Origin of the sequence: Streptomyces milbemycinicus (assembly GCF_002154605.1) — a bacterium.
Lineage (GTDB): Bacteria > Actinomycetota > Actinomycetes > Streptomycetales > Streptomycetaceae > Streptomyces > Streptomyces milbemycinicus.
Genome location: NZ_MUNE01000075.1, coordinates 1 through 13016, shown reverse-complemented (window position 1 = coordinate 13016; position 13016 = coordinate 1). Strand labels below are relative to the sequence as shown.

The window sequence follows — 13016 nt, the reverse complement described above, 5'->3', positions numbered from 1 at the left end:
ACACAGGGAGCGGGGCCGCTTCTTGGCGGTGGCGGTCAGTGCCAGAACGCGTTCGAGGCGTCGATGTCCTCGTGGCATTCGTCGATATCGCTGATCTTCCCGCCGACGATCGTGAAGAACATGCCTTCCTTCATATCGAGGCCGCGGTCCTCGCGCTCAGCGCGGCACCGGTGGACGGAGATCACATGCCCGCGCCCATCGGCCGCCAGCGTCTCGAGTTCGACGCGCAGGGTGCCGCCGGTGACGTCGTACTGGCGGCGGTACAGCTGGACGCAGGCCTCGCGGCCCTTGTGATGTCCGGATATGGAGCTCTCGCCGGGGACGTGGTGGGTCACGTCGGTGGTCATCAGCTCGGCCAGAGTGTCCATGTTGCCGCCGATGAAGGCTTCGTAGCCGCGGCGGATCAGGGCACAATCCGGGTGCTCACCCATGGCGGTCCACGCCTTTCGTGGTGATTTATATCGCCTTCTCTTCCATCCTCTGCCGCCGTCCCCGGGCTGTCCATGCTTATCGGGGCTCCTCCGTAGGGCTGCTGGATAAGCTCGGCCGCATGCCGCCCCGTGCCCGCGCCCGCACCTATGACCTGGCCAAGACGTGCGCCGCCGTGACCGCGCAGTTGGAGCACGTACGGGAGGCGGTGCGCGGCCTGGACGACGAGCGGCTGGGCGCGCCGACCCGGCTCGGCGGCTGGACGGTCCGCGAGCTGGTCGCGCATCTGTCGATGGCCGTGGGGGCGGTCGGCCGCCACCTGGAGCAGCCCCCGCCGCCCGCGCGGGAGGTCACCGCCACGGGCTGGGTGGCCGCGACGGCCGCGCTCGGCGGGGACATCGGTGAGGACACCCGAGCGTTCGCGGCGAGCGCGGCGCCGGCCGAGCTGCTGGACCGGGCCGCCGCGCGCTTCGCCGGGCTGGTGCCCGAGGCCCCCGGCGACCGGCTTCTGGCGGCCCGGGTGGGGGCGATACGGCTCGACGACTTCCTGGTCACCCGCTGTGTCGAGCTGGTCGTGCACACCGATGACCTGGCGGCCGCGCTCGGCGCCTCCGTCCCGTACGACCGCCAGGCCCTGGCCGCCGCCACGCGTCTGCTGGCCGACGCGCTCGCGGCGAAGGCGCCCGGGGGCTCGGTCGAGGTCCGCGTCCCGCCGTACGCGGTCGTGCAGTGCGTGGAGGGTCCGCGGCACACCCGTGGCACGCCCCCGAATGTCGTCGAGACGGCCCCGCTGACCTGGATCCGCCTCGCCACGGGCCGTCTGGACTGGGCCGAGGCGGTCGAGGAGGCCGAGGTCACGGCAAGCGGCGAGCGCGCCGATCTCGCGCCCTACCTGCCGCTGCTGGGCTGACGGGCCGCGCGGGGAAAGGCCTCCGGGGGCCTGCGGGAGCGTTCGGCGGGGCCTTCCGGAAGGTCCGGAAGGTCTTCCGGGAATGTGACTTACGCCCCCCTGGCCGTCCCTCGTTCGGAGGTGCCGCGGAACTGGCCTAGACTCGATGCCGTGCCACGTGGTGACGGACGACTCAGCCACGACCTGCTCCCCGGCGAGAAGGGCCCCCAAGACGCCTGTGGTGTCTTCGGAGTCTGGGCTCCGGGCGAAGAGGTCGCCAAACTCACCTATTTCGGGCTGTACGCACTGCAGCACCGCGGACAGGAGTCCGCGGGCATCGCGGTGAGCAACGGCTCCCAGATCCTGGTCTTCAAGGACATGGGCCTGGTCTCCCAGGTCTTCGACGAGACCTCCCTCAGCTCTCTACAAGGTCATATCGCGGTCGGTCACGCCCGCTACTCCACCACCGGTGCCTCGGTGTGGGAGAACGCGCAGCCGACCTTCCGTGCGACCGCCCATGGCTCGATCGCACTGGGCCACAACGGAAACCTGGTCAACACCGCCCAGCTCGCCGAGATGGTCGCGGCGCTGCCCCGGGACAACGGCCGCGCCACCCAGGTGGCCGCGACCAACGACACCGACCTGGTCACCGCCCTGCTCGCGGGGCAGGTCGACCAGGACGGCAAGGCGCTGACCGTCGAGCAGGCGGCCCCGGTCGTGCTGCCCGAAGTCAAGGGTGCTTTCAGCCTCGTCTTCATGGACGAGCAGACCCTCTACGCGGCCCGTGACCCGCAGGGCATCCGCCCGCTGGTCCTCGGCCGTCTGGAGCGCGGCTGGGTGGTGGCCTCCGAGACCGCCGCCCTGGACATCTGCGGCGCCTCGTTCATCCGGGAGATCGAGGCCGGCGAGATGGTCGCGATCGACGAGAACGGGCTGCGCTCGACGATGTTCGCGGAGCCGCGCCCCAAGGGCTGCGTCTTCGAGTACGTCTATCTGGCCCGCCCGGACACCGACATCGCCGGCCGGAACGTGTATCTGTCCCGGGTGGAGATGGGCCGCCGGCTGGCCGCCGAGGCCCCGGCCGACGCCGACCTGGTGATAGCCACTCCGGAGTCCGGCACCCCGGCCGCCGTGGGCTACGCGGAGGCCAGCGGGATCCCGTACGGCTCGGGGCTGGTCAAGAACGCGTATGTGGGCCGGACCTTCATCCAGCCCTCGCAGACCATCCGCCAGCTGGGTATCCGGCTCAAGCTGAACCCGCTGAAGGAGGTCATCCGGGGCAAGCGCCTGGTGGTCGTCGACGACTCGATCGTCCGCGGCAACACCCAGCGCGCGCTGGTCCGGATGTTGCGCGAGGCCGGGGCGGCGGAGGTGCACATCCGCATCAGCAGCCCGCCCATCAAGTGGCCGTGCTTCTTCGGCATCGACTTCGCGACCCGCGCCGAGCTGATCGCCAACGGGCTGTCGGTCGAGGAGATCGGCAAGTCGCTGGGCGCGGACTCGCTCGCGTACATCTCCACGGACGGGATGATCGAGGCGACCACGATCGCCAAGGGGAACCTGTGCCGGGCCTGCTTCGACGGCGAGTACCCGATGGAGCTCCCGGACCCCGAACTGCTCGGCAAGCACCTCCTGGAGGCCGAGACGCAGGCTCCGGTCCGCAGCGACGCGGACGGTGTGGCGACCCTGACCGCGGGCGTCGGCGGCGCGGACGCGCTGCGGCGCCCCTAGGCGCCCCTAGGGGGCCGGTCGTAGGACGGCCGGCCCCAGGGGCCGGCCGTACGTCCCGGTGCGCGCGGAGAGCGCCCAAGAGCTCCCTTTTCACCACCACACGAAAGATCTCAACGTCATGTCTGAGCCTTCCCCGGGCGCGGCCGGGTCCACGTATGCGAGCGCGGGCGTCGACATCGAGGCGGGCGACCGCGCGGTCGAGTTGATGAAGGAGTGGGTGAAGAAGGCCACCCGCCCCGAGGTCGTGGGCGGCCTCGGCGGCTTCGCCGGGCTCTTCGACGCCTCCGCCCTCAAGCGCTACGAGCGGCCGCTGCTGGCCTCGGCCACCGACGGGGTCGGCACCAAGGTGGACCTGGCGCGCCGGATGGGGGTCTACGACACCATCGGCCGCGACCTGGTCGGCATGGTCGTGGACGACCTGGTGGTCTGCGGCGCCGAGCCGCTGTTCATGACCGACTACATCTGCGTCGGCAAGGTGTATCCGGAGCGGGTCGCCGCCATCGTCAAGGGCATCGCCGAGGGGTGTGCGCTGGCCGGCTGCGCGCTGGTGGGCGGCGAGACCGCCGAGCACCCGGGGCTGCTGGGCGCCGATGAGTTCGATGTGGCGGGCGCCGGTACGGGCGTGGTCGAGGCCGACCGGGTGCTGGGCGCGGATCGTATCCGGACGGGTGACGCCGTGATCGCCATGGAGTCGTCCGGACTTCACTCGAACGGGTACTCACTCGTCCGCCATGTGCTCTTCGACCGGGCCGGCTGGTCGCTGGACCGGGAGGTTCCGGAGCTCGGCCGGACGCTGGGGGAGGAGCTGCTGGAGCCCACCCGGATCTACTCGCTGGACTGTCTGGCCCTCACCCGGACCACCGAGGTGCACGCCTTCTCGCATATCACCGGCGGCGGGCTCGCGAACAACCTGGCGCGGGTCATCCCGGACCGGCTGCACGCGGTGGTCGACCGCTCCACCTGGACCCCGGGCCCGGTCTTCGGCCTGGTCAAGGCGGCGGGCTCGGTCGAGCGGGCGGAGCTGGAGAAGACCCTGAACATGGGTGTCGGCATGATCGCCGTCGTGCCCGGGGAGTCGGTCGATGTGGCGCTTGCCACACTCGCGGACCGCGGCGTCGATGCCTGGGTCAGCGGCGAGATCGTCGAGCGGACCACCGAGCACGCCGAGGCCGTGTCCATGATCGGCGACTACGCGAGCTGACGGCGAGCCGAGCGTGAAGACGGCGCCGACCGTGAAGACAGCACAGAAGCCGGTCCGAGGCGGATGCCCCGGACCGGCAGAGGTGCGGCTCGCAGCCGAGCGCCTGAAACGACCGATAAGGAATGGTCAGGCGCGACGACGTTGTGCGGACGGACCCGACTGTTCGTCGGCGTCGTCATCGTCCTCGTCGTCGTTGTACAGATCCGCGTACTGTGCGTACGGGTCGTTGTCCAGCTCATCGTCCTCGAATTGCTCGCCATTCGGCGGCTGGTTCGATGGCGATGCGCCCAGCTCCTCAGCCAGGCGTGAGAGGTCAGTCCCACCGCTGTTGTACTTCAGCTGGCGGGCGACCTTCGTCTGCTTGGCCTTGGCCCGGCCGCGCCCCATGGCTCGACCCCCTCAACGACGGGGCTCGACGGCCCCAGAGTCTTGACACGCGTTCACGTTCATAATTCAGAGCGGACTCTCGAAAGAGAACCCGGCCCGTAGGGCTTCAACGGTACCTGCTTCTGTGGCCATACGGTACGTCGCCCGCATGACGTGCCACGTCGCACAACCGGCGGGCAGCCCTGTACCCGCTGGTCAGCTGCGATTTTAACGTGTCCTGGACGCCGACCCGCCGACGGGCCGTGAGGGATCTCTCCCCGATGGGCCCGTACGGCTCCGTATGCGTCCCGTATGCGACCCGTATGCGTCCCGTATGTGCTCCGTACGGGCCCCGGACACCCACCGGTGGGCCCCGGGCGGCACGAGGCCGCGCCGGGGCCCGGTACGCCCTTCGGGCGCGGTTGTCGGGAACGCTTTGAGGCAGGCCCTAGGCGCGGCGGCCCTCTGCCATGCGCTGTTCGGCCAGCCGGTCGGCGGCCGCGGCCGGCGGAATTCCATCGGCCTGTGCCCGATCGAATATGGCCAAAGTCGTGTCGAAAATCTTTGCCGCCTTGGCCTTGGCCCGGTCGAAGTCGAAACCGTGCAGTTCGTCCGCGACCTGGATCACACCGCCGGCGTTCACCACATAGTCCGGGGCGTACAGGATTCCGCGGTCGGCGAGGTCCTTCTCGACCCCGGGGTGGGCCAGCTGGTTGTTGGCGGCCCCGCACACCACGCGCGCGGTCAGCGCGGGCACGGTGGCGTCGTCGAGGGCGCCGCCGAGCGCGCACGGAGCGTAGACGTCGAGGTCGGATCGGATCAGGGCGTCGGTGTCCGCGACGGCCGTCACCTCGGGGTGGCGGGCGCGGACCCGCTCGACCGACTCGGCCCGCACATCGGTGACCACGACCTCGGCGCCGTCCTCCAGCAGGTGGGCGACGAGGTGGTGGCCGACCTTGCCGACGCCCGCGATGCCGACCCGGCGGCCGCGCAGCGTGGGCGCCCCCCAGGACGCCTGGGCGCTGGCCCGCATGCCCTGGAAGACGCCGTAGGCGGTGAGCACGGAGGAGTCGCCCGCGCCGCCCGCCTCGGGGGAGCGGCCGGTGGTCCAGGGGCACTCGCGGGCGACGACGTCCATGTCGGCGACATAGGTGCCGACGTCGCAGGCGGTGACGTAGCGGCCGCCGAGGGAGGCCACGAAGCGGCCGTAGGCCAGCAGCAGCTCCTCGGTCTTGATCTGCTCCGGGTCGCCGATGATCACGGCCTTGCCGCCGCCGTGGTCGAGCCCCGCCAGCGCGTTCTTGTAGGACATGCCGCGGGCGAGGTTGAGCGCGTCCATGACGGCCGCTTCTTCGGGGCGCGTCTCGGAGGCGTAGGCGTGGAAGCGGGTGCCGCCGAGGGCCGGGCCCAGGGCGGTCGAGTGGATGGCGATGACGGCCTTCAGGCCGCTCGCGCGGTCCTGGCAGAGCAGGACCTGCTCATGGCCGCCCTGATCGGAGGCGAAGAGCGTGGTGAGGGCGGACGAAGAATCGGGTGCTGCGCTGCCCGTCGGACCGTCGACGCTGACGGTATGACGTACGTCGGTCACTGTGGTGACTCCCATATGCCGCGTTGTGGACGCCCTCCTTGCTGGTGGGGAGGGCCGGTGGGCAAGAGCGTAAGCCCTTGGGGGCGGCTCGGAACGGCACGGTCCGTGCCGAGTCCCGATGGGGGCGGCGAGTGCCCGGGCCGGGCATGGGACGATGCGGGTAGCCGGGGGTCGTGAGCGGCCCCCGGCGGACCGTCTCGGCCCAGAGGGAGCGCGCGTGACCGTGGCGTCATCGGTGGTTGTCCCGTACGCGGCGTACCTGAGGGTCTACGAGCCGCTGGCGGCCTTTCCCGAGCCCGAACGCTCCCACTGGGCACGCTACGCCAAGCGGGACGATCTCCCGGGCGTCCAGGACGAGCTGCGGCGCTCGCTGGCCGACCTGCTGCCGGTGCCGCCCGTGGCGGTCCCCGTACACGAGAGCAGCGACGCCTTCGTGGCGGTCGTGGACGGCGTCACCTGCGTCTGTCCGTGGCGCACCCGGCTGCGCGGCTGGCTGGCCCTGGAAGAGCTCGCCGAGCGGTTCCCTGCGTCGCTGCTGGACGCCGTGCTGCCCCCGATGGTGCGCCGGCAGGCGGCGGCGGACTACGAGCGGTGGCTGGAACGCAACCCGGACGCCAGGCCGTGGATCAGATCGGCGACCTGGCATGTGCCGGTGCGCTGGTTCGTGCTCTTCGCGGACGACGAGCGGGAGTACGACAGAAACGACAAAAACAACGACAAAGGGGAGCCTGGGCCGCTGCTGCGCTACCGGACCCCCATGGTCCAGGCCAGGCGTCGAGTGGCGCGCGGCCTGAAGGTGCTCAAAGATGGCCTCGGTGAGGGGCCACTGATCGACGGCCTGGTAGATGTTGGTCGGTGGCTCGAGGAATTCCATCCGCGTTCGCTGGTCGAGCTCGACTACGGCGGCCTGGTGCACGCGGTGCCCCCGGGACAGCTTGACGACGACCGCTCCGCCGCCGATGTGGCGGAGGGCCTTGCGGCACTGCGCGACGGGGACGGGGAGCGGGCGGGGAGCGTGTACCAGCGGCTGGCGGAGCGCTGGACCGCGGTCCGCGGCCGTCAGAACGCGAGCTGAGCACGGGGACGCACGAGGAATACGGGTTGAACGGGGACACGGGGATGGCGTGGCGATGGCGCGCGCGCATGCGCGGGACGCCGGTATGGCCGATGAGGCCGACGAGGGCGATAAGGCCGGTAAGCCGGACAGCATTGGACGGGCGGGACGTAGGTCCCGATCCGGGCCTATGCCTCAATCGTGACCTAAAGCACTGACTTCGGGCCTTGCGGCAATCCCCCACCCTCGTGTCAAAATAGGACAAGGAGTCCGGGAAGGGCTCCTTCCGCTCAACTATGGGCGGAATCATCGGTATTGCACTCCTTGGCGGGGTCTGTTGCCCCTGATCCTGTTGTGACTGATCGTCACGGCCGCGTGACTGTCCGCTATGACATGGTCCATCGGCTTCCGTCGAGGTTGAACACCTGAGAGGGCAATTCCATCGGTTTGGCCGACGGGGCTGGACGGATGGTGTAGTTGTAGTGCCGAGGACAAGCCGTTCGTCCTATAACCGACTCGGCCCGCGTCCGCCATTTCGGGCAACGTGGGTCAAGGTGCAGAATTTAGAGGAAAGAACCGTGATGGTTCGGTTCTCCCGAGGAGGCCGCTCATGACCGCTCGCACCCCTGATGCCGAGCCGCTGCTGACCCCGGCTGAGGTTGCCACGATGTTCCGCGTGGACCCGAAGACGGTCACGCGGTGGGCCAAGGCAGGCAAGCTCACGTCCATCCGCACGCTCGGAGGGCATCGGCGCTACCGCGAAGCGGAGGTCCGCGCGCTTCTGGCGGGCATCCCGCAGCAGCGCAGCGAGGCCTGAACAACCGCTTAACCGGGCATTTTCCGGCCCCCCAGCCGGAATCCCGCCCGTGGCTCCAAACGACTGGTGCCTGCCCCAACAGGCCCACGCCCGCTCGACACATGGGTGCGTCGTCGATCGCGCTGGACTCCGCCGGGTCCAGCGCGATCTTTTTATGCCCTGCTTCTGGCGTCTGCCGAGGTCCGCCCAGGTCCGTCAGGGTCCGCCAGGGTGCTACGGATGGCTCGGTGACTCATCGGTAACATGTCGTGGCGCGATGTTGTGAGGGGGCTGGAACGGGTGGGCGGGTCGACCCGGAATCGCCCATTCCAGAATCCTTCCGGGGTCTTGGGTGGGCGGTGCAATTGCACATATTAAATTGACTTGTTGTAGGACGGGTGTAAGTTCCCTCACGCCGCAAGCCCATTCGGTGACTCCCGTCACACCGCACAATGCTTGTCGCGCGCTCGGCAACTGCGGTAAGGGCTTACCGAGTTGTCGCCGAGTCGCCATCGGTCTCCGCGGATCGGGAATCCGCCGCCGAGTCCCTCGCCGGTTCCATGGCGAGCCGCAGCAGTCGATGGCAGATAGGACAGTGCCGGGTGAAGTGGCGATAGCCCGTGGCGGCCGCTAGATGCGCACGGAGCAACGCCCTGGTTTCATGCCTCGCGGATGTCGTCATGAGCCGTACCTCCCGCGCGCGCCCCCATGTCGCCTTCTAGCTTGGGTACCTCTGGTACGTGCCGCCGTCAAGACGCCGAAAGGCCCGGACCTCTGTGCGGGTCCGGGCCTTTCGCGCTGCGGTCCTGACGGGATTTGAACCCGCGGCCTCCACCTTGACAGGGTGGCGAGCACTCCAAACTGCTCCACAGGACCATACGGCTTGCGCCGTTTGGCTGCCGCGCTCTTTCGTGCGCTGCGGAGACAGACTCTACAGCAGGTCAGGGGGTGCGGTCGAACTCGCGCCCGGCGGCGGTACGGGGCGCTGTGCGGGGTGCCGTACGGGGTGCCGTACGGGGTGCCGTACGGGGCGGGCTGAGCGCCCCGCCGAGGCCCGCAACGAACCCTGGGGCGCCCGTAAAGGCGCCCCAGGGGCCGTCTGAGCGCCTTCCAGGGCTCCCGGCCCGGATGGCCCGGGAGCCGCGCGTACGCCCCCTCACACCCGCTACGGCGCGTCCGCTACGGCGCGGCCGCGTCGATGGCCTTCACGATGCGCTTGTCGGAGATCGGATAGGCGGTGCCGAGGGCGTGCGCGAAATAGCTCACCCGCAGCTCCTCGATCATCCAGCGGATCTCCAGCGCCTCCTGAGGCACCGGCCGGCCCGCCGGGAACTGCTCCAGCAGCCACGCGTATTCGTCCCGCATCTCCTTGACCTTCGCCATCCGCGCCCGGTCCCGCTCGGCGTTGGTCGGGAGCTGCTGCAACCGCCGGTCGACGGCCACCAGATAGCGCATGAGGTCCGGAAGGCGGCGCACCCCGTGCTCGGTCACGAAACCGGGCTTGATGAGCTCCGCCAGCTGCTCCTTGACGTCCGCGAGGGAGGCCAGCAGCGCGGGGCTCGTGGTGGCCTTCAGCCGCCGCTCGCAGGACTGCCAGGCGGCCAGCACCTCCTGGACCTTCCGCACGGTGTCCAGCGTCGCGTCCATGATGTCGGCCCGGACGCCGTCGAAGAGCTTGCGGAAGCCCTCCTCGTCCCATGCCGGGCCGCCGCGCGCCGCGATCAGCCGGTCGGCGGAGGCGGCGACGCAGTCCTCGAAGAGGGCCGGCACGCTGCCGTGGGGGCTGCGCGAGAGCGCCAGCTTGGCATGGTTGGACAGCTGTCCCTGGGCGAACTTGGCCGGGCTCGCGGGCAGCCCCAGCAGGATCAGCCGGCGGGTGCCGCGCCACATCGCCTGCCGCTGCTCGGCCTCGGTGTCGAAGAGCCGTACGGCGACCGAGGCGCCCTCGTCCACGAGCGCCGGGTACGCCTTGACGGGCTGGCCCGCGCGGCGGGTCTCGAAGGTGCGCGGAAGCGTACCGACCGACCACTGGGTGAGCCCGGTGCGCTGCTCGATGCCGCCGCCCTCTTTGGAGCTCTCGAAGGCTTTGGAGATGGCGGCCCGGGTCTTGGGCTTCAGCCGCTGCTTCAGCGCCTCGAGGTCCTTGTCCTCGGCGAGTTGGCGGCGCCGCTCGTCGACCACCCGGAAGGTGATCTTGAGGTGGCCCGGCACCTTGTCCGGATCCCAGTCCTCCGGGTCGATCCGCACCCCCACCATCCGCTGCAGCTCGCGGGAGAGCGCGGCCGTCAGCGGCTCCTGGAGGGGGACCGTGGTGTCCAGAAAACGCTTGGCGTAGTTCGGCGCCGGGACGTAATTGCGGCGGATGGGCTTGGGCAGCGACCGGATCAGCTCGGTCACCAAGTCCTCGCGCAGCCCCGGGATCTGCCAGTCGAAACCGTCCGGGGTGACCTGGTTGAGCACCTGCAGCGGAATGTGGACGGTGACGCCGTCCGCGTCCGTGCCCGGCTCGAACTGGTACGTCACCTTGAACTTGAGCTTCCCCTGGCGCCAGGAGTCCGGATAGGCGTCCTTGGTGACGCCCGCCGCCCGCTCGTTGATGAGCATCGACTTCTCGAAGTTGAGAAGCTCCGGCTCTTCCCCGCGTTTGTGCTTCCACCAGGAGTCGAAATGCGCCCCGGACACGATGTGTTCGGGCAGCCGCTGATCGTAGAAGTCGAACAGCGTCTCGTCGTCCACGAGGATGTCGCGCCGCCGGGCGCGGTGCTCCAGCTCCTCGACCTCGCCCAGCAGTTTGCGGTTGTCGTGGAAGAACTGGTGGTGCGTGCGCCAGTCGCCCTCCACCAGGGCATTGCGGATGAACAGGTCCCGGCAGGTCTCCGGGTCGATCCGGCCGTAATTCACCTTCCGCTGGGCGACGATCGGCACGCCGTACAGCGTGACCCTCTCGTACGCCATCACGGCGGCCTGCTTCTGCTCCCAGTGGGGCTCGCTGTAGGTGCGCTTGACCAGATGCTGGGCGAGCGGTTCGATCCACTCCGGTTCGACCTTCGCGTTGACCCGGGCCCACAGCCGTGAGGTCTCCACCAGCTCGGCCGACATGACCCAGCGCGGCGGCTTCTTGAAGAGCGCGGAACCCGGAAAGACCGCGAACTTCGCGCTGCGCGCGCCCAGATACTCGTTCTTCTCGGTGTCCTTGAGGCCGAGGTGGGACAGCAGCCCCGCCAGCAGCGACGTATGGATGTGGTCCGGCGCCGCGTCCTGGTCGGACAGCTCGATATCCATGGTCTTGGCGACCGTCCGCAGCTGGCTGTAGATGTCCTGCCATTCGCGTATGCGCAGATAGTTCAGGAACTCCTGGCGGCACATCCGGCGGAACGCGGACGAGGACAGCTCCTTCTGCCGCTCCCTGATGTACTTCCACAGATTGAGGAAGGCCAGGAAGTCGCTGGTCTCGTCCTTGAAGCGGGCGTGCTGCTGATCGGCCTGCTGCTGCTTGTCGGCGGGCCGCTCGCGCGGGTCCTGGATGGACAGCGCCGCCGCGATCACCATGACCTCGCGGACACAGCCGTTGCGGTCGGCCTCCAGCACCATCCGGGCCAGCCGCGGGTCCACGGGCAGCTGGGCGAGCTTGCGCCCGACCGGGGTGAGCCGCTTGCGGGGGTCCTTTTCCGTGCCGTCCAGCGCGTGCAGCTCCTCCAGCAGCTGCACACCGTCCTTGATGTTGCGCCGGTCCGGCGGGTCGATGAACGGGAACTTCTCGATGTCCCCGAGCCCGGCGGCGGTCATCTGGAGGATGACGGAGGCCAGATTGGTCCGCAGGATCTCCGCGTCGGTGAACTCCGGGCGGGTCAGGAAGTCGTCCTCGGAGTACAGCCGGACGCAGATGCCGTCGCTGGTACGGCCGCAGCGGCCCTTGCGCTGATTGGCGCTGGCCTGGGAGACCGGCTCGATGGGCAGCCGCTGCACCTTGGTGCGGTGGCTGTAGCGGGAGATCCGGGCGGCGCCCGGGTCGATCACGTACCGGATGCCGGGGACGGTCAGCGAGGTCTCCGCCACGTTGGTGGCGAGGACGATCCGGCGGCCGGGGTGGCGCTGGAACACCCGGTGCTGCTCGGCATGCGACAGCCGCGCGTACAGCGGCAGCACCTCGGTCGACCGCAGCTGCTTCTTGTTCAGCGCGTCGGCGGTGTCCCGGATCTCCCGCTCCCCGGAGAGGAAGACCAGGATGTCGCCGGGGCCCTCGGCCTGCAGCTCGTCCACGGCATCGCAGATCGCGGTGATCTGGTCCCGGTCGCTGTCCTCCCCGCCCTCCTCCAGCAGCGGGCGGTAGCGCACCTCGACCGGGTACGTACGCCCGCTGACCTCGACGATCGGAGCGTCGCCGAAATGGCGGGAGAAGCGCTCGGGGTCGATGGTGGCGGAGGTGATCACGACCTTGAGGTCGGGGCGGCGGGGCAGCAGCTGGGCCAGATAGCCGAGCAGGAAGTCGATGTTGAGGCTGCGCTCATGGGCCTCGTCGATGATGATCGTGTCGTACTGGCGCAGCTCGCGGTCGGCCTGGATCTCGGCCAGCAGGATGCCGTCCGTCATCAGCTTGACGTGGGTGTCCTGGCTCACCTGGTCGGTGAACCGGACCTTCCACCCGACCGACTCGCCCAGCGGCGACCGCAGCTCCTCGGCGATGCGCTCGGCGACCGTACGGGCCGCGATGCGGCGCGGCTGGGTATGGCCGATCAGGCCCTTGACGCCACGGCCCAGCTCCAGGCAGATCTTGGGGATCTGGGTCGTCTTGCCGGAGCCGGTCTCGCCCGCCACGATCACGACCTGGTGGTCGCGGACCGCGGCGAGGATGTCGTCCTTTTTCTGGCTGACCGGCAGCTCTTCGGGGTAGGTGACGGCGGGTACGGCGGCGCGGCGGTCGGCGACCCGCAGCTCGGCCCGCTCGATGTCATCGGCGATCTC

At 69.7% G+C, this 13016-nt stretch carries 10 protein-coding genes and 1 tRNA gene; 5 read left to right on the top strand and 6 right to left on the bottom strand.

All coding sequences use genetic code 11. The annotated features are described in order from the left end of the window. Nucleotides 1-35 precede the first annotated feature (35 nt). On the bottom strand, nucleotides 36-431 hold the full coding sequence (locus CCN51_RS06995; protein WP_014178311.1) for a nuclear transport factor 2 family protein: 396 nt from the start codon (nucleotides 429-431) through the stop codon (nucleotides 36-38). A 119-nt stretch (nucleotides 432-550) separates the two neighbouring features. Here CCN51_RS06995 and CCN51_RS06990 point away from each other — a divergent pair, with 119 nt between their 5' ends. From CCN51_RS06990 to purM, 3 genes are all read left to right on the top strand, one after another. Further along, on the top strand, nucleotides 551-1339 hold the full coding sequence (locus tag CCN51_RS06990; protein WP_014178312.1) for a maleylpyruvate isomerase family mycothiol-dependent enzyme: 789 nt from the start codon (nucleotides 551-553) through the stop codon (nucleotides 1337-1339). Nucleotides 1340-1489: 150 nt separating this feature from the next. After that, a complete protein-coding gene (gene purF, locus CCN51_RS06985; protein WP_014178313.1) occupies nucleotides 1490-3049 on the top strand; it encodes an amidophosphoribosyltransferase in 1560 nt (519 codons plus the stop codon). A gap of 118 nt (nucleotides 3050-3167) precedes the next feature. Continuing rightward, complete coding sequence (gene purM, locus CCN51_RS06980) at nucleotides 3168-4250, top strand: phosphoribosylformylglycinamidine cyclo-ligase (RefSeq protein ID WP_014178314.1); 1083 nt, start codon at nucleotides 3168-3170, stop codon at nucleotides 4248-4250. A 126-nt stretch (nucleotides 4251-4376) separates the two neighbouring features. Here purM and CCN51_RS06975 read toward each other — a convergent pair whose 3' ends face one another. Together CCN51_RS06975 and CCN51_RS06970 are read right to left on the bottom strand one after the other, a co-directional pair. Then, nucleotides 4377-4637: a DUF3073 domain-containing protein gene (locus tag CCN51_RS06975; RefSeq protein WP_014178315.1), complete on the bottom strand. Its 261-nt coding sequence runs from the start codon at nucleotides 4635-4637 to the stop codon at nucleotides 4377-4379. Nucleotides 4638-5064: 427 nt separating this feature from the next. Next, a complete protein-coding gene (locus tag CCN51_RS06970; RefSeq protein WP_014178316.1) occupies nucleotides 5065-6219 on the bottom strand; it encodes a Leu/Phe/Val dehydrogenase in 1155 nt (384 codons plus the stop codon). 202 nt (nucleotides 6220-6421) lie between these two features. Between CCN51_RS06970 and CCN51_RS06965 the strand changes: the two genes are divergently transcribed. Next, complete coding sequence (locus tag CCN51_RS06965; RefSeq protein ID WP_014178317.1) at nucleotides 6422-7279, top strand: DUF8083 family protein; 858 nt, start codon at nucleotides 6422-6424, stop codon at nucleotides 7277-7279. A 589-nt stretch (nucleotides 7280-7868) separates the two neighbouring features. Beyond that, entirely contained in the window at nucleotides 7869-8075 is a 207-nt protein-coding gene (gene bldC, locus CCN51_RS06960; protein ID WP_003949541.1) for a developmental transcriptional regulator BldC, read from the top strand. Nucleotides 8076-8541: 466 nt separating this feature from the next. Here the strand turns inward: bldC and CCN51_RS57015 are convergent, their stop codons facing one another. From CCN51_RS57015 to hrpA, 3 genes are all read right to left on the bottom strand, one after another. Beyond that, a complete protein-coding gene (locus CCN51_RS57015) occupies nucleotides 8542-8736 on the bottom strand; it encodes a DUF6274 family protein (RefSeq protein WP_078610573.1) in 195 nt (64 codons plus the stop codon). A 119-nt stretch (nucleotides 8737-8855) separates the two neighbouring features. Then, nucleotides 8856-8930: transfer RNA gene (locus CCN51_RS06950), tRNA-Asp, on the bottom strand. 303 nt (nucleotides 8931-9233) lie between these two features. After that, nucleotides 9234-13016, bottom strand: a 3783-nt coding sequence (hrpA, locus tag CCN51_RS06945; protein WP_086859367.1) for an ATP-dependent RNA helicase HrpA, incomplete at its 5' end; no start/stop codon positions are given.

Bases quoted from the DNA above. Each gene is read 5' to 3' on its own strand.
- CCN51_RS06990 (WP_014178312.1), top strand. From the start codon at position 551: ATGCCGCCCCGTGCCCGCGCCCGCACCTATGACCTGGCCAAGACGTGC.
- CCN51_RS06970 (WP_014178316.1), bottom strand. From the start codon at position 6,219: ATGGGAGTCACCACAGTGACCGACGTACGTCATACCGTCAGCGTCGAC.
- CCN51_RS06995 (WP_014178311.1), bottom strand. From the start codon at position 431: ATGGGTGAGCACCCGGATTGTGCCCTGATCCGCCGCGGCTACGAAGCC.
- CCN51_RS57015 (WP_078610573.1), bottom strand. From the start codon at position 8,736: ATGACGACATCCGCGAGGCATGAAACCAGGGCGTTGCTCCGTGCGCAT.
- purM (WP_014178314.1), top strand. From the start codon at position 3,168: ATGTCTGAGCCTTCCCCGGGCGCGGCCGGGTCCACGTATGCGAGCGCG.
- bldC (WP_003949541.1), top strand. From the start codon at position 7,869: ATGACCGCTCGCACCCCTGATGCCGAGCCGCTGCTGACCCCGGCTGAG.
- CCN51_RS06975 (WP_014178315.1), bottom strand. From the start codon at position 4,637: ATGGGGCGCGGCCGGGCCAAGGCCAAGCAGACGAAGGTCGCCCGCCAG.